This window comes from Pelagibacterium lentulum (genome assembly GCF_003992625.1).
In the GTDB taxonomy this organism is placed as follows: Bacteria; Pseudomonadota; Alphaproteobacteria; order Rhizobiales; family Devosiaceae; genus Pelagibacterium; species Pelagibacterium lentulum.
The window spans coordinates 415,076-435,306 of sequence record NZ_RZMW01000041.1 but is presented as its reverse complement, the minus strand read 5'-3'; the positions used below and the strand labels follow the sequence as shown (position 1 = coordinate 435,306).

The window sequence follows — 20,231 nt, the reverse complement described above, 5'->3', positions numbered from 1 at the left end:
GCGCAAGGCCCGTGGCTAAATCCCGCCGCGGGAGAAATGGGTGAGCTGGTTGATCATCTGGTCGATCTTTTTGCCCGCGCCCTCATCGATCAGCTTGTCCTCGCTGTCAAAAACCTCGCTGGCGGGACCAAGCCCCAAAAGCGTCGGGACAACGAGCGTTCCGATTTTCGAGAGTGAATCGCGCAAATGCGACTGCGCCCAGATCGTTCCATATTTGCCCGAGGACACCCCGCCAATGCCGAAAACCGCGTTGCGGAAAGGAAAGGGTTTTTGCCGTGACAACCACGCGATGGCGTTGACCAGCAGTGGCGGCAGCCCGCCATTATATTCCGGCGTTGCGATGAAAACGATGTCATGGCTGCGAAGCAACTCGGCCAGTTTCTCCGCCGCTTTCGGCACATGATCGGGTTCGAGATCTTCATTGAAGATCGGCATGTCATAGTCGCTCAGCGAAATTGCATTGACGCTGACCCCGGCGGCCTCGAGCCGTGCGCCGACTTCGCGCTGCAGCTTGACATTTTCCGATCCCTTGCGGATCGAACCCGAAAGCGTCAGGGCCTTGAGCATGGCAGTGTTCCTTACTGACCCTAGACCTCAAACATCTTCTTGAGCTTGCCGAAAAAGCCATCCGAAACAGGCGAGGTATCGCTGTTGGAAATTGATTCGAATTCTTCGAGCAACTCGCGCTGCCGCCTTGTGAGCTTTTGCGGGGTTTCCACATCGAGCTGCACATAAAGATCGCCCACCTGCTGGCTTCTGAGCACCGGCATCCCCTTGCCCTTGAGCCGGACGCGCTGGCCAGGTTGGGTACCTTCATTGACCTTGACCTTGGCGCGGGTGCCTTCAAGGGTCGGCACCTCGAACTCGCCACCAAGCGCTGCTGTGATCATGGAAATAGGCACACGGGCGTAAAGGTCGGCGCCGTCGCGCTGGAACAATTGGTGGGGTTTGACAGACACGAAAATGTAGAGATCGCCGGCCGGCCCGCCGCGCAGGCCTGCTTCGCCCTCACCGCCCAGCCGGATACGGGTGCCGTCTTCGATGCCCTTGGGAATATCCACCGACAGCGTACGGCTCGTTTGCTTGCGGCCCTGGCCATGACAATCTGTGCAGGGCTGGTCCATGGTTTCGCCGCGGCCATGGCATTGCGGGCAGGTCCGTTCAATGGTGAAAAAGCCCTGTGCCGCGCGCACCTTGCCATGCCCGTTACAGGTCCGGCAGGTGGAAAAGCCGGTGCCAGGCTTGGCGCCCGATCCATCGCAGGTATCGCAATGGGACAGCGTGGGGACATCAATATCGACGGTTGTGCCCGAAAAGGCGTCTTCAAGGGAGACTTCCAGATTGTAGCGCAGGTCCGAACCGCGCATGCGCGTATCGCGCTGGCGCTGGCGTGCGGCACCGCCCATGAACTCGCCGAAAATGTCTTCGAAAATGTCGCTCATCGAGGACGAGAAGTCCGGACCGAACCCGTTGGCTCCGCCCCCGCCATTAAAGGCAGCATGTCCGAACCGGTCATAAGCCGCCCGCTTTTGTGGATCCTTGAGCGTGTCGTAGGCTTCGGAAACTTCCTTGAACTTGTGTTCGGCTTCCGTATTGCCCGGATTGCGGTCGGGGTGAAACTGCATCGCGAGCTTGCGATAGGCGGACTTGAGCACCTTCTCGTCACAGCCGCGCTCAACCCCGAGGACCGAATAGAAATCTGCCTTGGACATTTATAGGCTCCCTCCGAACGGGAAAGCCTGGAAAGGAAAAGACGGTTTCAAGATCATCTCTTGTGCCAAAATCAACCTGTCTTGCGTCATGCGTAAAAACTGTCTGGTCTGCTGCCTGTTTCGGGCGCAGATCGCTTCTTGTGCGCCTAGGTAAGCATTGTTGCCGCCTGTTACCATAGGCAGGGATAAAAATGCCAGCCTCAGAACAGGATCACATTTTTGAAATAGCGTTCATCCCTTGTCCTGATGTTTTTACACAACAGCGCTGATTCACGTGAAACCGAAAAATGGTGCCGCTTTGCTTGTTTATCTGCCTCACGCGGGCTCTCCGTGCTTCACGGCGCGTACCACTGCGGGCATGACGCGTGCGCCCAGCAAAAAAGCCGCCCCGAAGGGCGGCTTTCGCAATCCATATCAGCTTGAAAAAATCAGGCTGACTTCTGGTTGTTGTCGTCGTCGTCCTTGACCTCTTCAAAGTCGGCGTCAACCACATCGTCCTCAGCGGCGGCGTCAGCTTCTGCATCGGCAGATGCCGCTTCTTCCTGCTGGGCCTTGTACATGGCTTCGCCAAGCTTCATCGAGGCCTGGGCCAGAATGCCAGCCTTTTCCTTGATCGCTTCGGGATCCTCGCCTTCAAGCGCGGACTTGGTGTCGGCAATAGCGGTTTCGATTTCCGATTTCACATCGTCGGAAACCTTGTCGCCATGCTCGGCCAGAGACTTTTCGGTCGAATGAACGAGGCTTTCAGCCTGATTCTTGGCTTCGACAACCTCGCGGCGCTTCTTGTCCGCTTCCGCATTGGCTTCGGCATCCTTGACCATCTTTTCGATGTCTTCGTCCGAAAGGCCGCCCGACGCCTGGATGCGGATCTGCTGCTCCTTGCCCGTGCCCTTGTCCTTGGCCGAAACATTGACGATGCCGTTGGCATCGATGTCAAAGGTCACTTCAATCTGCGGGACGCCACGCGGCGCGGGCGGAATGCCCACAAGATCGAACTGGCCAAGCATCTTGTTGTCTGCCGCCATTTCGCGCTCGCCCTGTGCGACCCGAATGGTCACTGCCGACTGGTTGTCTTCGGCGGTCGAGAACACCTGGCTCTTTTTGGTCGGGATCGTGGTGTTGCGATCGATAAGGCGGGTAAAGACGCCGCCAAGCGTCTCGATACCCAGCGAAAGCGGAGTCACGTCGAGCAAAAGCACGTCCTTGACGTCGCCCTGCAAAACGCCGGCCTGAATGGCAGCGCCAAGTGCAACCACTTCGTCCGGGTTCACGCCCTTATGCGGCTCTTTGCCGAAAAAGGCCTTAACCTCTTCCTGAACCTTGGGCATGCGGGTCATGCCGCCCACAAGAACGACTTCATCGATTTCACCGGCGCGCATGCCGGCATCTTTCAGCGCAGCCTTCAAGGGCTCGATGGTGCGCTTGATGAGATCTTCGACAAGCTGCTCGAACTTGGCGCGGGTGAGCTTGAGTTGCAGGTGCTTGGGACCAGAGGCGTCAGCCGTGATAAAGGGCAGGTTCACTTCGGTCTGGCTTGCGGAGGACAGCTCGATCTTTGCCTTTTCCGCAGCTTCCTTCAAACGCTGCAGCGCCAGCTTGTCGCCGCGCAGATCGATGCCCTGCTCTTTCTTGAATTCGTCGGCAAGGTAATCGACAAGCCGCATGTCGAAATCTTCACCGCCAAGAAAGGTATCGCCATTGGTCGATTTGACTTCAAAAACGCCGTCGCCGATTTCCAGAATCGAGATATCGAAGGTGCCACCGCCAAGGTCATAAACGGCGATCGTGCCCGCTTCGCGCTTTTCAAGCCCGTAGGCGAGCGCGGCGGCGGTCGGTTCGTTGATGATGCGCAAAACTTCGAGCCCGGCGATCTTGCCTGCATCCTTGGTGGCCTGACGCTGGCTGTCGTTGAAATACGCCGGAACCGTGATAACGGCTTGGGTGACGGGCTCGCCCAGATAGGATTCGGCGGTTTCCTTCATCTTGGTGAGGATCATGGCCGAGATTTCCGATGGAGAGGCCTTCTTGCCATCATACTGGACCCAGGCATCGCCATTGTCGGCCTTGACGATCTTGTAGGGGACAAGGCCCTTGTCCTTTGTGACCATCGGGTCTTCGTAGCGGCGCCCGATCAGCCGCTTGACGGCAAACAGCGTGCCTTCGGGATTAGTGACCGCCTGGCGCTTGGCCGGCTGTCCGACAAGGCGCTCGCCATCGCTGGAGAACGCAACCATCGAAGGCGTGGTGCGTGCGCCTTCGGCATTCTCGATGACTTTAGGATTTTTGCCGTCCATTACGGCGACACACGAATTGGTCGTGCCCAGATCGATACCGATTACTTTTCCCATCACTAAACCTCTTTTTGCGAGCGAACCCTGACTTTAAGACTGACCGACCGGCATGATACGCCCTGGATTATCTGTGGCATCGCATCACGATGGTATGGCCGGGGCCCCTCTGGGGATGAGCTGGTTACAAAGATATGCCCGTTGCCGGGCTTGGCTGGCTATATAAGGAGGTGCATTGCCTGCTTCAAGCATCGTCTCTCGTTGCCTCCGAGATTTATTTCTGCCGCTTTTGGGAGTCAGTCGGTGTTTATCCGGCTTATGCCAACGGTCCCAAGGCGCGCCATAAACGCCAACTCGAAAAGGAAATCGCCCGATGACCAACCCTGTTCGCCATTTGGCAGCTCCCGCTTTTGCGCTTGTTCTGGCGTTTGGCAGTGCCGCCCCAGCCATCGCATTCAATGACATTCCCGATGAGGCGGACTTCCTGCTCTGGTGCGCCAGCGCCTTTCACCTGATGGGGATTGTGACCGAAAACAATACCGAATCGGAAAATTTCCTCATTGCGTCCGAAGTGCTGCTCGATATGGCGGCCAACGAACTGATCGCTGCCGATATTGCCGAAGAAGAAATTATCGGGCTCGTCGGCATCTATGACGAGCGGCTGGTCGCAGAATTTGAGGCCGGCGCCGACCTCTCCTACACTGCCGATGAATGCCTTGCCGCGTTTTAAGAAAAGGGCCAGCCCCGGTTTACGCAGGGCTGGCCCTGACCTTTGAGCCTTGAGGCTCAAACGCTCTTGTCGATCCCTTCAACGCCTTCCGGGCCGGGTTCGGGCCTTTCGGTAGCGGGTGTGTCCGATGGCTTGCCGTTTCTTGGCCCACCCTTTGCAACGCCCACCATGGCCGGGCGCAAGACGCGTTCGCCGATGGCATAGCCTGCCTGAACAACCTGCACCACTGTGCCTTCGGCAACCGAGGGGTCGGGCACTTCAAACATGGCCTGATGGCGATGGGGATCGAATTTCTCCCCCTCGGCCAAGATCGGGCTGACCCCGTTCTTTTGCAAGAGCCGCTGCATTTCACGCTCGGTCATCTCGATCCCCTCGATCAGGGATTTGAGCGTACCATCGGCGGTTTCGCGCGCTTCCGCGGGAATAACCATCAGGGCACGGGAAAGATTATCGGTTGCGACCAGCATGTCGCGCGCAAAGCCGGCGATCGCGTAGGTGCGGGTGTCGACCACTTCGCGTTCTGTACGCTTACGCAGGTTTTCCATCTCCGCCACCGTGCGCAGAACCTTGTCGCGCAGTTCAGAGTTTTCCGCTTCCAGCTTTGCGATAAGCTCGTAGGGGTCGGTTTCGGCCACTTCATTGCCGGCCTGAACTTCCGCCTCTTGTTCGGGCGCATTGCCGTTTGCGGACTCTGGCGTCGTGTTCTCGTCGCTCGTCATGGTTTGTCTGTCACCGCTTCATGGGGAAATTTTCAATGTGACCGCCATATCGGCCAAGGTGGCCAAGATTTCAAGCCCGATCCACTTGCGCGGGCACCAAAGTCTAGCCTTTCTTGCCGATCAGGCGGGAAACGACATGGGCGGTATAATCGACCACCGGCACGATACGCGCATAATTTAATCGGGTCGGTCCGATAACGCCGAGCACCCCGATCACCTTGTCATTGGCATCTTTATAGGGCGAAAGCACGACCGAGGACCCCGAGAGCGAAAACAGCTTGTTTTCCGAACCGATGAAGATGCGCACCCCTTGCGCGGTCTCCGCATCGTTCAAAAGTTCGATCAATCCTTTTTTCGATTCGATTTCATCGAAAAGCTGGCGTACGCGCGCCAGATCTTCGGACGCCATCGTATCATCGATCAGATTGGCGCGCCCGCGCACGATCAATGTCGGCGTTCCTGATTCGGCATCGATCATCGAGGCAAGACCGGAATCGACAAGCCGTTGGGTGATCTCGTCGAGTTCGATCCGCTGTTTTTCGCTCTGGTTGCGGATCGCGTCGCGCGCCTGCTTGAGCGTTTTACCGGCAATATGGTGAGCGAGAAAGTTCGACGCCTGGGTCAAGGCGCTCGGCGTCAGCCCCGGCGGCAACGCAATGATGCGGTTTTCAACCTGCCCGTCAGCACCCACAAGAATGGCCATGGCCCGTTCGGGATCGAGCCGGACAAATTCGATATGGCGCAACACCATGTCGGACTTGGCCGCGATCACCATGCCCGCGCCCTGGCTCAGCCCGGAAAGCAGCACGCTGGCTTCGTTCAAAAGATCTTCGAGCTTTCCGCCCTGTCCCGCACCGCCCGAAATATTGCGGGCAATCTGGTTGCGCTCGACCTCATCGACCGCGCCGATCTCAAGCATGGCATCGACGAAAAAGCGCAGGCCTTCCTGGGTCGGCGCACGGCCGGCTGACGTATGGGGTGCAGCAATCAGGCCCAGTTCTTCAAGGTCGGCCATGACATTGCGCACCGATGCAGGGGAAAGCTGCATATCGAGCATTTTGGAGATCGCGCGCGATCCGACAGGTTCGCCGGTTTCGATATAGCGCTCGACCAGCCTTCGGAAAATATCCTGGCTGCGCGCTGAAAGCGTTTCGAGAAATTCCTGACTACGCAGTGTGGGGTCCATGCTCATATTCACCATTTAAGGCGAAAGAGTTGTGACGCCAAGAGCCCAGCGCTTGTTCACGCCTCATTGAAAGGTTAAGAGGCGGTAAACACGTTTTCGCAACCGCTTCGGACCGGCTGCATTTGATGAAAAATAAAGAGGAATAGATCATATGCGGCCAAGCGGACGGGCACCCGATCAGATGCGCGATGTCGGCCTTGAAAAAGGCGTTGCCCCGCAAGCCGAAGGCTCCTGCCTTGTAAGCTTCGGGCGGACCCGCGTTTTGTGTACCGCAAGCGTTGAAACCTCGCTTCCTTCCTGGCGGCGTGGGCAGGGGGTGGGCTGGGTCACGGCCGAATATGGCATGCTGCCGCGCGCCACCGGCACCCGCACACGCCGGGAGGCGGCCTCGGGCAAGCAATCGGGCCGAACCCAGGAAATCCAGCGCCTGATCGGGCGCTCGCTTCGGGCGATTGTCGATATGACTGCGCTTGGCGAAAATCAGATCATTCTCGATTGCGATGTGCTTGAAGCCGATGGCGGCACCCGCACTGCGTCGATCACCGGCGCGTTCGTTGCCATGAGCGAGGCCATTGGCTGGATGAAGGAACGCGCTTTGCTAAAGGGCGATCCGATCCGCGATCATGTGGCGGCGGTCTCGTGCGGGGTCTATCGCGGCACGCCTTTGCTCGATCTCGATTATCTTGAAGATTCCGAGGCGGAAACCGATGCCAATTTTGTTCTGACCGGTGCAGGCAAATTCGTTGAAATTCAGGGCACGGCAGAAGGTGAGCCGTTTTCCACCGAAGAATTGACCAGCCTGATCGGGCTGGCCAAGAAAGGTATTTCCGAACTGGTCGACCTCCAGCGCGCAGCTTTGGAGGCTTCCCGATGAGCGGGTTCAAACTCCAGCGCGGCGACCGGCTGGTGCTGGCCACCCACAACAAGGGCAAGCTCGACGAGTTTCGCGATATGCTCGCCGATTTCGGCCTTGATATCGTTTCCGCCGGTGAGCTTGGCCTGCCCGAGCCGGAGGAAACCGGCACCAGCTTTGTCGAAAACGCCCGATTGAAGGCCCACGCCGTCGCCAAGGCGACCGGGCAGATCGCGCTTTCAGACGATTCGGGGATCGCGGTCGATGCACTCGATGGTGCGCCTGGCGTTTATACGGCCGACTGGGCCGGTGTCCCGCGCAATTTCCAGATGGCAATGCAAAAGGTGCAGGACCTGCTGATTGAGAAAGGTGCCACCGCGCCTGACCAGCGCAAGGCACAGTTCAATGCCGTGCTCTGTCTTGCCCGCCCCGATGGCACTGACATGATTTTCGAGGGCATCTCGCCGGGCACGCTGGTCTGGCCGCCCGTTGGCGAGCGCGGGCACGGCTACGATCCGATGTTCATGCCCGACGGCCATCAAAAAACCTTCGGTCAGATGAGCGCCGAGGAAAAACACGCCTGGGCACCGGGCCGCGAAGGTCTATCGCACCGCGCGCGTGCTTTCTCAAAATTTGTTAGGGACGTTCTTTGAGCACCAATTCCGCATTCGGGGTCTATATTCATTGGCCATTCTGCGCGGCCAAATGCCCCTATTGCGACTTCAATTCCCACGTCCATCGCGGCGCGTTTGACGAGGACAGCTTTGTCACCGCCTATGTCAAGGAAATCGAAACCACCGCCAAACGCGCGCCGGGCCGGCTTGTCGATGCGATCTTTTTTGGCGGTGGCACCCCATCGCTTATGAAACCGGACTCGGTTGGGACCATTCTCGATGCTATTGGGAAACACTGGCAGGTGTCCGATTCGGTGGAAGTGACCCTTGAAGCCAATCCCACTTCGGTCGAAGCCGAACGGTTTCGCGGCTATCGCTATGCGGGGGTCAACCGGGTTTCGCTGGGCGTTCAGTCCCTGAGACCAGAACCGCTCGCCCAGCTTGGCCGGCTCCATTCGGTTGCCGATGCCATTGCGGCCGTGAGGCTGGCACAAAAAACCTTTGAGCGCTCGAGTTTTGATATTATCTATGCCCGCCCCGGCCAGTCACTTGCCGATTGGGACGAAGAGCTGACAGAGGCGCTGGCGCTGTCGGACGGGCATTTGTCGCTCTACCAGCTCACCATCGAGCAGGGCACACGCTATTTCGACCTCTTCCAGGCCGGAAAGCTCAAGATGCCGTCGGAAGATTTGTCTGCCGATATGTTTGCGCTCACCCAGGATCTGACCGCATCATACGGTCTGCCAGCCTATGAGATTTCCAACCATGCCCGGCCCGGTCAGGAAAGCCGGCATAATCTGATTTACTGGCGCTATGGCGAATATGCCGGGATCGGTCCGGGCGCCCATGGACGTCTGGTGATCGGGGGTGAGCGCCACGCCACCGCCACCGAGCGCATGCCATTCAAATGGTGGGAAAAGGTGATTGAAACCGGCGACGGCCTTATAACCGATGACCGGCTGAGCTGGGATGAAGAGGGCGACGAATATCTCGTTATGGGGCTGCGCCTGCGCGAGGGGATCGATCCGGCCCGCTATCAGTCTCTGGCCCGCCGCGCCCTGACCCACACACAGATCGATTTTCTCAAATCCATCGGCTTTATCGAAACCCTGCCCAACGGGTATTTGCGGGTGACTGACAAGGGCTGGCCGGTGCTTGATGCAGTGGTCGCCGATCTCGCAGCTTAAGTCCTGGAGTTTCATGCCCTTTCCAATCTGTTCCTGAGTGCTAAAACAGGAGCCGGGCAGCAGCGGGGAAAAAACAATCACACAGGCGCAATATTTCATTTCCAATCAGGCCGTAACCCCCGAGCGCCCGGCGCCGGGGCTTTATCTGGTTGCGACCCCCATCGGCAATCTGCGCGACATAACCTTGCGCGCGCTCGATATTCTGGCCGCTGCCGATCTGGTCTTATGTGAAGACACCCGCCATTCGGCCAAACTGTTCGATGCTTACGGTATAAGAACCCCGCGCACCGCGTTTCACGAACATAACGAGCGCGCAAGAATCGAAGCTATTCTCGACAGGCTGCGCGAAGGCGCGGTGATCGCGCTGGTTTCCGACGCCGGGACCCCGCTTCTGTCCGATCCGGGTTTTCCGCTGGTGCGCGCCGCGCGTGATGCCGACCTGCCTGTTTTTCCCGTTCCCGGCCCCTCGGCCTTGCTTGCCGCACTCACCGGCGCAGGCCTGCCGACCGATGCCTTTTTGTTTGCAGGCTTTTTGCCGCCGAAAACCGGGCAGCGCAAAAATGCGCTATCTGGGTTCCAGAGACAGGCCCAAACACTAATTTTCTATGAATCCCCGCGACGGCTGGCGGCAAGTCTGGCCGATATGGCCGAGGTTTTTGGCGGCGCGCGCAAAGCCGTTGTGGCTCTGGAACTGACCAAAAAATTCGAGCGCTTTGCTTCCGGCACACTTGAGGCGCTTGCAGCGCAATTCGATGAGGGTGAAACAAAAGGCGAGGCCGTAATCGTTGTGGCGGGTGATGACGGGACGGGTGCCGCCGATCCGGCCCAATGGCAAGACGAACTCGAACGGCTGATGGAAACCATGGCGCTGCGCGAGGCGGTCGATGCAATTGCGCAAGCTCACGGACTCAAGCGTAAGCAGGTCTATAATGAAGCCCTCGCGCTCAAAGCCCGGAACGGCTGATCGCCGCCGCGCCGAGCGCGCGGGGCGGTGGGCTGAAACGCTGGCGGGTCTTTATCTTCAGCTATGCTTTTACACAATTGTTGCCAGACGGTTTAAAACCCCGGTGGGTGAAATCGATCTGATCGTCCGGCGCGGCCGCACGCTTGTCTTTGTCGAGGTCAAGCAAAGAGCGGGAATTGAGGCGCGCGACATGGCGCTTGGTGCGGTCAATATGGGCCGGATCAGCCGTGCCGCCCAATGGTATCTGGCGCGCAATCGCAAATTTGCCTCTTTCGATTGCCGTTTCGATGTGCTCTTGCTTGCACCCTGGCGCTGGCCGCACCATTTGAAAAACATCTTTCCTGCCCAATGAGCTTTATCCGGAGCATCAGACCATGACCCTTTCCGTCGCCGTTCAGATGGACCCCATCGATTCGATCAACCCGCTCGGCGATTCCAGCTTTGCCCTGATGCTCGAAGCCCAGGCCCGCGGCCATACGCTTTCCTATTATACGCCCTCTTCGCTTGCCCAGCGCGGCAATACGGTCACTGCCCGCGTGCATCGGGTGACGGTCGACGACAAGGAAAAGGGCCTCCATTTCACGCTCGACGATTGGCACAAGACCGATCTGGCCAGTTTCGATGTGGTGCTGCTCAGGCAGGACCCGCCCTTTGACATGAACTACATCACCACGACCCATATGCTTGAGCGGGTTCACCCCAAAACGCTTGTGGTCAACCATCCCGCCGAAGTGCGAAACGCGCCGGAAAAAATTCTGGTGATGCAGTTTCCCGAGTTGATGCCCGAAACGCTGATCACCCGTGACGAGCAGGAAATTCGTGCCTTTCGGGCCGAGTTTGGCGATATCGTTTTAAAGCCATTGTTTGGCAATGGCGGTGCCGGGGTGTTCCGCATCACCCCAAACGATGAAAATCTCGGCTCACTGCTGGAGATGTTTGAGGCCAATTTCCGCGAGCCCTTCATGGTGCAGCGCTACCTGCCCGATGTGCGCCAGGGCGACAAGCGCATCATCCTTGTCGATGGCGAGCCGGTGGCCGGGCTCAACCGGGTGCCCCAGGAGGGCGAAGCGCGCTCCAACATGCATGCGGGCGGGCGGCCAGAATTGTCCGATCTGACCGCGCGCGAGCGCGAAATTTGCGAGATTATTGCGCCCGAACTCAAAAAGCGCGACCTGATCTTTGTCGGCATCGACGTGATCGGGGGTTATCTGACCGAGATCAACGTCACATCCCCGACCGGCATTCGCGAGGTCAAGCGCTTTGGTGGCCCCGATATTGCGCCGCTTGTCTGGGATGCGATCGAAAAGCGGCGCTGATCCAGCGCCGGTCGCGCGATCTGTGAGACGCAAAAGGATTCACGTGGAACAGTGGTTGACACGGCGCGGCGCTTCGGCCTTGGCTTGCCGTGAACAAAAGCCGGGTTTGGGGCAAAAATGACAGCGACATTTCTTGTGGCCTTCGCCACCTTTTTTGCAACGGTTGGCGTTGCCGATATCGCCTTTATCTTTGCCGCGCTGACCCGCGACAATACCGGGCGTGAGCGCTTCATATTCGCAACGCGCGGCGTTTTGGTTGCCGCAGGCATTCTGCTGTTCTTCGGATTTGTCGGCAATGCCATTCTCGATCTTTTCGGCATCACCCTGCCCGCGCTGCGGGTTGCTGGTGGCGTGCTATTGCTGCTGATTGCCATCGACATGGTGTTCGCCCGCCATACCGGTGGCACCGGCACCACAAGCGAAGAGGAAGAGGAAGGCCATAAGCGCGCCGATATTTCGGTTTTCCCGCTTGCCATGCCGCTTCTGGCCGGGCCGGGCGCGATTTCCGCGGTTATCCTTTTGACCACCAGCGCCCGCACGGACCTTGAATATTGGGTGGTGCTGGCAGCGCTTGTCGCAACGCTGTTTGTGGCGTGGCTGACCTTGCTCGTCGCGATCCCGATCCAGCGGTTGCTTGGTTTGACCGGGCTTTCGGTGATGTCGCGGGTTGTGGGCATATTGCTGACCGCGCTTGCCGTTCAGTTCATCTTCGATGGCATACGCGACAGCGGCCTGCTGGGATAAAAGAAAAAGGCCCCTTGCGAGGGGCCCTTTTGTATCGGCTATTTGGGCGGTCGACACCGGCCTTGGGCGGCAAGCGCCTGATACTGGCGCTGCGTGCAGCCGGTCATTAAAAAGAAGATCCATTCGCTTTCCGCGCCGAACCAGGCATTGCGGTCCACCCCGCCCCTTATGCCGGGCACCTTGCCGGTCTGGGTATATTGCCAGAACGTCCAGGGGCGATTGTTATAGCGCTCATGGGGCTGGGCAGCGACAGAACGCAGCCACATGGGATTGTCGAGCCGCACGCCTTCTAAAATGTCGCGGTGGAAATTGATATCGGTATAGATGATGGGCACTTTGCCGGTATGGCGCTCGAGCCCGTCGAGCATGATTGCGATCTTGCGGAGCACTTCCTCGCGGCTCAGATTGGGGCGGCAGGCCGAATGGTTGTTCCACTCAAGATCGAGCACCGGGGGCAGCGCATCGGGCTCGTTGGGAACGTTTTGCATGAACCATGCGACCTGTTCTTCCGCCGGGCGGCACCAGTAAACGAAGTGATAGGCTCCGCGCGGAATGCCCGCGGCGCGTGCGCCTTGCCAGTTTTCCCGAAAGCGCCGGTCCAGATGATCTCCGCCTTCGGTCGCCTTTATAAAAGCAAAGCGCGTGCCAGCCCGCGCTACCGCGCGCCAGTCGATCTCGCCTTGATGATGGGAAACGTCAATGCCGTGAATGGGCAGGCTATGGGCGCGCGCGACACCGGGATGGGGTTTGCTATCGCCCTTCATGGGATAGTAATTGGTGGCACAGGAAGCAAGAATACCGGCGACCCCGAGCCCCAGGGCAATGCTCGCGGCTTTCCGGATTACGCTTGTCAAATCGAACCGTTTGGCAAACAGAGCGAAGGGCATCTTTCGTGGCACACTCGTCTAAAATTTGAGGAAAATTCTTTTCATCTTTCTGTGCCCGATTTCTCCTTAAAGAAGCGCTCATAAACAGGGTTAACAGGATATGAAGCGGGATCGGTGTTGCGCCAATACGCCGAATCTTGTTCCCTTAATGTTCTTGATCGGGCTTTAACTCTCTGTTAGCTTTTGCTCAAGGTTGAGGACTGGGCGGGGCGCCATGACAACGCGGATAACCACTGTGGCCTTTCAGGGCATCGAGGCCGTGCCGGTGGATGTGCAGGTGCAGATTTCGCCGGGCCTGCCCAAATTCAATATCGTTGGACTGCCCGATAAAGCGGTGGGCGAAAGCCGCGAACGGGTGCGCGGCGCGCTGATTGCATCGGGGCTGGCGCTGCCCGCCAAGCATATTTCGGTCAATCTCGCCCCGGCCGATCTGCCCAAGGAAGGCTCGCATTACGATTTGCCCATCGCACTGGGGCTCATGGCGGCCATGGGGGCCATACCGGGCGACATGCTCGAGCGCTTCATGGTTTTGGGTGAACTTGGCCTTGATGGACGGCTGGCGGCGATAAATGGCATTTTGCCAGCGGCGATTGCCGCCAATGCGCGTGGGCTCGGTATCATTTGCCCGGCGGCAAGCGGTGCCGAGGCGGCCTGGGCGGGTGATGACATCGACATTGTTGCTCCCGCTTCGCTGTTCGGGCTGGTCAATCATCTGGCTGGACGGCAGATTCTCGGGCGGCCAAAGCCCAATGTTTTTTTGCCCAATACGAGCACGCCGGACCTTGCTGATCTGCGCGGACAGGATGTAGCGCGGCGCGCGCTCGAGGTTGCTGCCGCCGGTGGGCATAATTTTCTGATGATCGGGCCGCCGGGCGCGGGGAAATCCATGCTGGCCCAGCGCCTGCCTTCGATCCTACCCCCGCTCGACCCGCGCGAATTGCTCGATGTTTCCATGATCGCCTCGATTGCCGGTGAAGTTAAAAATGGCGCGCTGTCAGACAAGCGCCCCTTTCGCGCACCCCATCATTCGGCCTCGATGGCAGCGCTTGTGGGCGGCGGCCTGAAGGTCCGGCCCGGCGAGGTATCTCTTGCCCATAACGGGGTCCTGTTTCTCGATGAATTGCCCGAATTCCAGCCCCAGGTGCTCGACAGTCTGCGCCAGCCGCTCGAAAGCGGCGAAACCGTTATTGCCCGTGCCAATGCAAGGGTCACCTATCCTTCGCGTTTCCAGCTTGTGGCCGCAATGAACCCTTGCAAATGTGGGATGGCCGGAACGCCCGGCCATACGTGCCGGCGCGGCGACAAATGCGCGGGCGATTATCAGGGGCGTGTTTCCGGGCCGTTTCTCGACCGCATCGATATAAGGATCGACGTTCCTGCCGTTTCGGCAGCCGACATGATCGGTGCGGCACAGGGCGAATCGAGCGCGACTGTCGCCCGGCGTGTGGCGCGCGCGCGCGAAATCCAGCGGCGGCGCTATTGCGATATGGGGTTTGAAAACATTCACACCAATGCGGCGGCAAGTGCCAATATAATCGAACAGATCGTGGCGCCGGACGGCGAAAGCCGGGACCTGCTGTTAAAGGCCGCCGAGGCGTTTTCGCTTTCGGCGCGGGCCTATCATCGGGTCCTAAAAGTGGCGCGCACGTTGGCCGATCTGGCCGGCAGCGACAAGGTAGCCCGGCCCCATATTGCCGAAGCGCTTAGCTATCGCATCAATCTGGCTGGAGCGTGACTTGGATTACGAGATTGTTGACCGCATACCTGATGTTGAAACCTTTGCGCATCTGCGCGCGGTATCCGGGCTTTCGCCTCGCAGCCGGGCGGGCATGGAAAAGGGCTTGCCCAATTCGCTTTATGCCGTTCTGGTTCTGCATGAAGACCGGCCCATTGGCATGGGCCGCATCATCGGCGATGGTGGTACGGCCTATCAGATCACCGATATCGCTGTCGATCCGGCCCATCAGGGCAAGGGGTTGGGCAAGGCCATTATGGCCGAACTGACCGGCTGGCTTGAACGCGAGGCGCCGAAGGATGCCTATGTTTCGCTGATTGCCGATGGCGATGCGCGGCATCTATATCAAAAATTCGGCTTTGATCCGGTCATGCCCGCCTCTATCGGCATGGCACGCGTCATGCGAAATTTGTCATGATAGAACCCACCCTGCGTATGATCGCGAAGCTGGCTATCAACAATGCCTTGGCCAATTACCGGCTGGCCAAGGCCGTAGCGCGGTTGTCGCAGGCCGAGTTTGAGGCGCCGCGCACAGGCTTTTTCCCCTCGCTCAAGGCAACGCTCAACCATATCCTTGTGATCGACTGGTTCTATATCGACGCCCTCAGGGGCGGAGCGCTCGGCCCCAAGGCCTGGGAAAACGAAATGCCTTTTGATACCGTCGATGCACTTTATGCCGCCCAGCGGACAAGCGATCTCGATCTGGTTGCCTTTTGTAAAGGGCTGGTGCCAGAAGCGCTGGCGGCGCCTGTTGCCATTCATCGCCAGAACCGCGTTCAAACCGAACGCTGCGATGACGTTTTGAGCCATCTGTTTGCTCATCAGATCCATCATCGTGGACAGGCTCACACACTGTTGGCCGGAACCAGCGTGCCGCCACCACAGCTTGATGAGTTCATCGTGGCCGACGACGCGGGCTTTCGCAACCAAGAGCTTGCCGCGTTCGGCTGGGACGAGACAATGCTTCAAGACGTTTAGAGCGGCGTCTGGCAAAAGCATGCCCTCGGACTCCATCCGGGGGGGTGAAAACTGTTTTGCAGCTCGGACGCTTGGCACCGGTCAAGACAAGGGGGCTGGGAAAAGGGTGCGGAATGGGTATGATCGCTGCTGGAGGGGACGAACGTAATGGCCAGATTGATTACCACACTTGGAGACTATGAGCGGGAGGATCTGGCAATGATCTTGCCGCACGAACATGTCTTTGTTGACCTGCGAACGCCCGATCAGCCGGGCTATGCCGAGGCTGAGCCGCATGCTGTGGTCGCGCTGATGGCGCCCCGGATCGAGGAAATCAAGGCTTTGGGCGTAACCGCTCTGGTCGAGTGCTCGACCGGTGGCGTGGGCCTACGTGTCGATATCGACCTCGCCGTTTCAAAAGCAACCGATTTTCCCATTGTCGTGCCGACCGGCAATTATCGCGAACCCTGGATTCCCCAATGGGTCCGTGAGGCGGACGATGCCGAACTGGAAGCCTATATGCTTGGCCATCTGACCGAGGGAGTCGGGGATACCGGCGTTAAAGCAGCCTGGATCAAACTGTCGGCGGGCGACGACGGCATGACGGCGCTCGAGCAGCATATTCTGAAAGCGGCAGCCCGCGCGGGCAAGGCAACGGGCGCCCTGATTGGCAGTCATACGATCAAGGGGCGCGTTGCGCTCGATCAGATCGCGGTGATCGAGGAGCAAGGCTACAGCGCAAACCGCTATCTCTGGATCCACACTCAGGAAGAGCCCGACTTCGCGCTGCATCGCGAGGTCGCCGAGCGCGGTGCATGGATCGAATATGATTGCGCAGGCCGATGGGACGACGAAAAGGTGGTCGATCTCATCTTGCGTGCGCTTGAGGCCGGTCTGGGGGAACGGCTGCTTTTGAGCCACGATCTGGGGTGGTTCGATCCGGCCAAACAAGGAGGCGGCACGCCAAAACCCTATACAAGGCTCTCGAGCCATATTTTGCCCATGCTGCGCGCAAAGGGCCTCGGTGAGGAGACGTTGACACGCCTGACCCACACCAATCCGTTCAATGCCTTTGCGCGCTAGGGCCGGTCAGCGATTATGTTGAGCGCCGGACAGCATCGGGCGCTTATGCCGCGATGCCGCGATCCTTGGTTGCCATAAAGGTCAGTTCTGGGAAATCCTTGGCGCAGCGGTCGATTTCCCATTGGCTGGGCGCCAGAAAGACCGGATCGCCATAGCGGTCCTGGGCGATATTGAGCCGGTGCAGCGCCGCAAACTTCTCGAATGCCTTTTCGTCACCCACCTTGACCCAGCGCGCGGTGACATATTGGGCAGGTTCGATCCGGATCGGCACACCATATTCGGCCTGCGCCCGGCTGGTCAGCACTTCAAGCTGGAGCGGCCCGACAGCTCCCACATAATATCCTGCGCCAATCGAAGGCTTGAACACCTGGATCACGCCCTCCTCGGCGAGATCGGACAGCGCTTTGGCCAATTGCTTGGTTTTCGAGGTATCGGAAAGATGCACGCGCCGCAGCAATTCGGGCGCGAAATTGGGGATGCCGGTAACGGTGATGTCGGCGCCCTCGGTCAACGTGTCGCCAACACTGAGCGTGCCGTGATTGGGGATACCGACAACATCGCCGGCCACTGCGCTATCGGCAAGTTCGCGCTCGCGCGCGAAAAAGAACATCGGGTTATTGACCTTGATCTCCTTGCCCGAGCGCACGTTCTTGAGTTTCATGCCGCGGCTCATAGTGCCGGCGGCCAACCGCACGAAGGCCACGCGGTCGCGGTGATTGGGGTCCATGTTGGCCTGCACCTTGAAAACAAAGCCCGTGCATTTTGCCCCTGCCGGATCGACCGGTTCGGGCCGGGCGGGCTGGATGCGCGGGCTGGGCGCGAACCGGCATACCGCTTCGAGCAATTCCCGTACCCCGATCGATTTAAGCGCCGAGCCGAAATAGACGGGAGTAAGATGGCCTTCCCGATAGGCCTCGAGATCGAATTTGGGCAGCGACTCGCGGGCAAGTTCGAGCCCTTCCATGGCTGCGGCAATGGTCTGGTTCTGCGTGGTCGCGAACCGGCTCGCGATGGCAGTGACCCCTGGCGCATCGGCTTCCGGCGTGCCGTCGGGATTGACGAACCGGCCCTGCTCGAGATCGATCAGCCCTGAAAAATCCACCCCCGCGCCAACCGGCCACATCATGGGTGCGGTATCGAGGGCCAGCGTTTCCATGATTTCGTCGAGAATTTCCAGCGTATCGCGGGCTTCCCGGTCGATCTTGTTGACAAAGGTGATGATGGGAATGTCGCGCAGACGGCAGACCTCGAAGAGCTTCAGGGTCTGGGCTTCAATACCCTTGGCTGCGTCGATCACCATGATGGCGGAATCCACCGCTGTAAGCGTGCGGTAGGTATCCTCAGAAAAGTCGGCGTGGCCCGGCGTATCCAGCAGGTTGAGTGTCAGCCCGTCATGCTCGAATGTCATCACGCTCGAAGTGATCGAAATGCCGCGCTTTTGTTCGATTTCCATCCAGTCCGACCGCGTGCGGCGGCGTTCGCCGCGCTCGGCGACCTGCCCGGCCAGATGGATGGCGCCCGAATTGAGCAGCAGTTTTTCGGTCAGCGTGGTCTTGCCCGCGTCAGGGTGCGAGATGATGGCAAAGGTGCGGCGGGTCTGATGACCATTGGAAGTGGCACTCACGGCGAGGGTCGGCTCCGGCTTCTGGGCTGATCGGATCTTGGTGAGGCTTCCTACAGCAAAAGCCTGGCCCGAAAAAGGCCTTCCACCTTGCCACTGCATTTTCCGGCTTGCCGAAACGCGCGAACGATAATAAACCAAGTATCATCTTGTTTTATTGAGAGCAGAGCAATGTCTCTTTCCACATCCGGCTGGGCGCAGATTTTAGGCCCACGCTATCTGGGCGCGACCGTTACCCTTTGCCTGGGGGTTGCGCTTCTGGCATTCAACAGTTTTCTGGCGGCTATTGCCCTGCCCTCGGCGGTTGCCGAGCTTGGCGGATTGCCGCTTTTGTCCTGGGGCACGACCCTGTTTCTGGTTTTCGCCATCATGGGGGGCGCTGCGGCGGCAAATTTCAAGGTACGGCTGGGTGCGCGCCGGGCATTGCTCGTTGCTGCGTCGATCTTCATCATTGGATCGCTGATTGCGGGCCTTGCACAATCCATGCCCGAATTGCTGGTCGGTCGCGCACTGCAGGGCTTGGGAGAGGGCATTGTCGCGGCCATCTGCTACGCGCTGATCCCGGAGCTGTTCCCCTCAATCCTCGTGCCCAAGGTTTTTGGCGCTGAAGCTGTTGTCTGGGCCTTGGCCGCATTTGGGGGACCGGTACTGGCAGGGTTTCTGACCGAAACTCTATCCTGGCGGGCAGCCTTTCTTGTTAATCTGCCCATTGGACTTATTTTCATGGCGCTGACGCTGCTTGTGGTGCCAAAAGCCGAGGCACCTCGTCACAAATCCGAGCGCCTGCCCTATATTCGCCTCATGCTGATCGGTGCCGCCATTATGGCCGTGTCGGTGGGCGGCGTTCTCGCCAGTCCTGGCCTGACCGCGCTGTGCCTTGGTGTCGCAGCTGTCGCGCTTTACGCAATTGTGCGCCGGGATGAAACGGCACGCGAGAAGCTGTTTCCCTCACGCGCCTTTGCGCTCGATGACATTGTCGGCGCCGGGCTCTGGGTCATCCTGCTCATGCCGGTCGCCCAAGCGGCAACCGCAGTTTATCTGATCTTCGCGCTGCAGGCGCTGTGGGGGTTAGGGCCGCTGCTGGCCGGTCTCGTCAGCGCGGTCATGGCAGTCTTCTGGAGCCTGACGGCCATCGCGGTTGCGGGCGTGCAAAGCCCGCAAGGGCGTATGCGTCTGATCATTGCCGGCCCGGCACTGCTGGTTTCCGGCCTTACAATCGTGGCGACCGGTTTCGGACTCGATAGTCTCTGGGCGATCATCGTCGGGCAGGTGCTGATCGGCATAGGGTTTGGCGCGTCCTGGGCCTATCTCAGCCAGACCATCATGGAAGCGGCCCGCCCCGGTGAGCGCGACAGGGCTTCGGCCCTGCTGCCGACAATCCAGTCAGCGGGCTATGGCATCGGAGCGGCGATTGCCGGGCTCGTCGCCAATTCATTCGGGTTGGCCGGAACCGCATCGGGCCTCGATGTCAAGAGCGCCATTGTGGCGGTGGTTATTGCTGGCGCGGGACTGGGTGTGCTCGGGCTGTTCGCGGCTCTGGCCATGACACGGCAGATGCGGCTTGCAGCCGATCCGGCCCGGATATGAAAAAGGATTCACGTGAAGCAAGTGCTTCACGTGAATCATTATTCTGTG

Annotated in this window: 20 protein-coding genes; 13 read left to right on the top strand and 7 right to left on the bottom strand. The window is 59.2% G+C overall.

Features of this window, described 5'->3' with window-relative positions; genetic code table 11:
* Positions 1-15: 15 nt before the first annotated feature.
* The 3 genes from EO133_RS15675 to dnaK form a co-directional block, all read right to left on the bottom strand.
* A complete protein-coding gene (locus tag EO133_RS15675; protein WP_127073572.1) occupies positions 16-567 on the bottom strand; it encodes an NADPH-dependent FMN reductase in 552 nt (183 codons plus the stop codon).
* A 20-nt stretch (positions 568-587) separates the two neighbouring features.
* Complete coding sequence (gene dnaJ / locus EO133_RS15670; RefSeq protein ID WP_127073571.1) at positions 588-1,712, bottom strand: molecular chaperone DnaJ; 1,125 nt, start codon at positions 1,710-1,712, stop codon at positions 588-590.
* Between the two features lie 428 nt (positions 1,713-2,140).
* Complete coding sequence (gene dnaK / locus EO133_RS15665; protein ID WP_127073570.1) at positions 2,141-4,060, bottom strand: molecular chaperone DnaK; 1,920 nt, start codon at positions 4,058-4,060, stop codon at positions 2,141-2,143.
* 313 nt (positions 4,061-4,373) lie between these two features.
* Between dnaK and EO133_RS15660 the strand changes: the two genes are divergently transcribed.
* A complete protein-coding gene (locus EO133_RS15660) occupies positions 4,374-4,730 on the top strand; it encodes a hypothetical protein (protein ID WP_127073569.1) in 357 nt (118 codons plus the stop codon).
* A gap of 56 nt (positions 4,731-4,786) precedes the next feature.
* On the opposite strand, the gene grpE is transcribed toward EO133_RS15660, so the two are convergent.
* Positions 4,787-5,449 (bottom strand): nucleotide exchange factor GrpE, encoded by a 663-nt coding sequence (grpE, locus tag EO133_RS15655; protein ID WP_127073568.1) that lies wholly within the window; start codon positions 5,447-5,449, stop codon positions 4,787-4,789.
* Positions 5,450-5,552: 103 nt separating this feature from the next.
* The gene (gene hrcA, locus EO133_RS15650) at positions 5,553-6,635 is read right to left on the bottom strand and encodes a heat-inducible transcriptional repressor HrcA (RefSeq protein ID WP_127073567.1); all 1,083 of its coding nucleotides are present in this window, start codon (positions 6,633-6,635) and stop codon (positions 5,553-5,555) included.
* A gap of 151 nt (positions 6,636-6,786) precedes the next feature.
* Here hrcA and rph point away from each other — a divergent pair, with 151 nt between their 5' ends.
* From rph to EO133_RS15615, 7 genes are all read left to right on the top strand, one after another.
* Positions 6,787-7,509 (top strand): ribonuclease PH, encoded by a 723-nt coding sequence (gene rph, locus EO133_RS15645; protein ID WP_127073566.1) that lies wholly within the window; start codon positions 6,787-6,789, stop codon positions 7,507-7,509.
* Positions 7,506-8,141 carry an RdgB/HAM1 family non-canonical purine NTP pyrophosphatase gene (gene rdgB / locus EO133_RS15640; RefSeq protein ID WP_127073565.1) on the top strand — a complete coding sequence of 212 codons (636 nt, stop codon included), beginning with the start codon at positions 7,506-7,508 and terminating at the stop codon, positions 8,139-8,141. Before rph ends, rdgB begins: the two co-directional genes overlap by 4 nt.
* Positions 8,138-9,289, top strand: a complete 1,152-nt coding sequence (gene hemW, locus EO133_RS15635; RefSeq protein ID WP_127073564.1) for a radical SAM family heme chaperone HemW — start codon at positions 8,138-8,140, stop codon at positions 9,287-9,289. The genes rdgB and hemW overlap by 4 nt, the downstream gene beginning before the upstream one ends.
* Before the next feature lie 37 nt (positions 9,290-9,326).
* Positions 9,327-10,253: a 16S rRNA (cytidine(1402)-2'-O)-methyltransferase gene (gene rsmI, locus EO133_RS15630; protein WP_244640571.1), complete on the top strand. Its 927-nt coding sequence runs from the start codon at positions 9,327-9,329 to the stop codon at positions 10,251-10,253.
* Positions 10,219-10,605, top strand: coding sequence for a YraN family protein (locus tag EO133_RS15625; protein WP_164735041.1), 387 nt, complete (start codon positions 10,219-10,221; stop codon positions 10,603-10,605). The genes rsmI and EO133_RS15625 overlap by 35 nt, the downstream gene beginning before the upstream one ends.
* Positions 10,606-10,627: 22 nt before the next feature.
* Complete coding sequence (gene gshB / locus EO133_RS15620; RefSeq protein WP_127073562.1) at positions 10,628-11,569, top strand: glutathione synthase; 942 nt, start codon at positions 10,628-10,630, stop codon at positions 11,567-11,569.
* A gap of 117 nt (positions 11,570-11,686) precedes the next feature.
* Complete coding sequence (locus tag EO133_RS15615; RefSeq protein WP_127073561.1) at positions 11,687-12,313, top strand: MarC family protein; 627 nt, start codon at positions 11,687-11,689, stop codon at positions 12,311-12,313.
* A gap of 38 nt (positions 12,314-12,351) precedes the next feature.
* Here the strand turns inward: EO133_RS15615 and EO133_RS15610 are convergent, their stop codons facing one another.
* Positions 12,352-13,200, bottom strand: coding sequence for a glycoside hydrolase family 25 protein (locus tag EO133_RS15610; RefSeq protein ID WP_127073560.1), 849 nt, complete (start codon positions 13,198-13,200; stop codon positions 12,352-12,354).
* A 214-nt stretch (positions 13,201-13,414) separates the two neighbouring features.
* Here EO133_RS15610 and EO133_RS15605 point away from each other — a divergent pair, with 214 nt between their 5' ends.
* The 4 genes from EO133_RS15605 to EO133_RS15590 all read left to right on the top strand — a co-directional run bounded on the left by EO133_RS15605 (position 13,415) and on the right by EO133_RS15590 (position 16,975).
* Entirely contained in the window at positions 13,415-14,935 is a 1,521-nt protein-coding gene (locus EO133_RS15605) for a YifB family Mg chelatase-like AAA ATPase (protein ID WP_127073559.1), read from the top strand.
* Position 14,936: 1 nt separating this feature from the next.
* Positions 14,937-15,353 carry a GNAT family N-acetyltransferase gene (locus tag EO133_RS15600; RefSeq protein ID WP_127073558.1) on the top strand — a complete coding sequence of 139 codons (417 nt, stop codon included), beginning with the start codon at positions 14,937-14,939 and terminating at the stop codon, positions 15,351-15,353.
* Positions 15,350-15,913: a DinB family protein gene (locus EO133_RS15595; protein ID WP_127073557.1), complete on the top strand. Its 564-nt coding sequence runs from the start codon at positions 15,350-15,352 to the stop codon at positions 15,911-15,913. The genes EO133_RS15600 and EO133_RS15595 overlap by 4 nt, the downstream gene beginning before the upstream one ends.
* 147 nt (positions 15,914-16,060) lie before the next feature.
* The gene (locus tag EO133_RS15590; protein WP_127073556.1) at positions 16,061-16,975 is read left to right on the top strand and encodes a phosphotriesterase family protein; all 915 of its coding nucleotides are present in this window, start codon (positions 16,061-16,063) and stop codon (positions 16,973-16,975) included.
* Between the two features lie 43 nt (positions 16,976-17,018).
* Here the strand turns inward: EO133_RS15590 and EO133_RS15585 are convergent, their stop codons facing one another.
* Complete coding sequence (locus EO133_RS15585) at positions 17,019-18,698, bottom strand: peptide chain release factor 3 (RefSeq protein ID WP_127073555.1); 1,680 nt, start codon at positions 18,696-18,698, stop codon at positions 17,019-17,021.
* 69 nt (positions 18,699-18,767) lie between these two features.
* On the opposite strand from EO133_RS15585, the gene EO133_RS15580 reads away from it, so the two are divergent.
* A complete protein-coding gene (locus EO133_RS15580) occupies positions 18,768-20,183 on the top strand; it encodes an MFS transporter (RefSeq protein ID WP_127073554.1) in 1,416 nt (471 codons plus the stop codon).
* Positions 20,184-20,231: the final 48 nt, after the last annotated feature.

Excerpts from the sequence above, each read along its gene's own strand:
- EO133_RS15660 (WP_127073569.1), top strand. The coding sequence starts at position 4,374 with ATGACCAACCCTGTTCGCCATTTGGCAGCTCCCGCTTTTGCGCTTGTT.
- gshB (WP_127073562.1), top strand. The coding sequence starts at position 10,628 with ATGACCCTTTCCGTCGCCGTTCAGATGGACCCCATCGATTCGATCAAC.
- EO133_RS15610 (WP_127073560.1), bottom strand. The coding sequence starts at position 13,200 with ATGCCCTTCGCTCTGTTTGCCAAACGGTTCGATTTGACAAGCGTAATC.
- EO133_RS15605 (WP_127073559.1), top strand. The coding sequence starts at position 13,415 with ATGACAACGCGGATAACCACTGTGGCCTTTCAGGGCATCGAGGCCGTG.
- dnaJ (WP_127073571.1), bottom strand. The coding sequence starts at position 1,712 with ATGTCCAAGGCAGATTTCTATTCGGTCCTCGGGGTTGAGCGCGGCTGT.
- EO133_RS15625 (WP_164735041.1), top strand. The coding sequence starts at position 10,219 with ATGAAGCCCTCGCGCTCAAAGCCCGGAACGGCTGATCGCCGCCGCGCC.
- EO133_RS15590 (WP_127073556.1), top strand. The coding sequence starts at position 16,061 with ATGGCCAGATTGATTACCACACTTGGAGACTATGAGCGGGAGGATCTG.
- EO133_RS15585 (WP_127073555.1), bottom strand. The coding sequence starts at position 18,698 with ATGCAGTGGCAAGGTGGAAGGCCTTTTTCGGGCCAGGCTTTTGCTGTA.
- EO133_RS15615 (WP_127073561.1), top strand. The coding sequence starts at position 11,687 with ATGACAGCGACATTTCTTGTGGCCTTCGCCACCTTTTTTGCAACGGTT.
- grpE (WP_127073568.1), bottom strand. The coding sequence starts at position 5,449 with ATGACGAGCGACGAGAACACGACGCCAGAGTCCGCAAACGGCAATGCG.
- EO133_RS15580 (WP_127073554.1), top strand. The coding sequence starts at position 18,768 with ATGTCTCTTTCCACATCCGGCTGGGCGCAGATTTTAGGCCCACGCTAT.
- dnaK (WP_127073570.1), bottom strand. The coding sequence starts at position 4,060 with ATGGGAAAAGTAATCGGTATCGATCTGGGCACGACCAATTCGTGTGTC.
- rph (WP_127073566.1), top strand. The coding sequence starts at position 6,787 with ATGCGGCCAAGCGGACGGGCACCCGATCAGATGCGCGATGTCGGCCTT.
- rdgB (WP_127073565.1), top strand. The coding sequence starts at position 7,506 with ATGAGCGGGTTCAAACTCCAGCGCGGCGACCGGCTGGTGCTGGCCACC.
- hrcA (WP_127073567.1), bottom strand. The coding sequence starts at position 6,635 with ATGGACCCCACACTGCGTAGTCAGGAATTTCTCGAAACGCTTTCAGCG.
- EO133_RS15675 (WP_127073572.1), bottom strand. The coding sequence starts at position 567 with ATGCTCAAGGCCCTGACGCTTTCGGGTTCGATCCGCAAGGGATCGGAA.
- EO133_RS15595 (WP_127073557.1), top strand. The coding sequence starts at position 15,350 with ATGATAGAACCCACCCTGCGTATGATCGCGAAGCTGGCTATCAACAAT.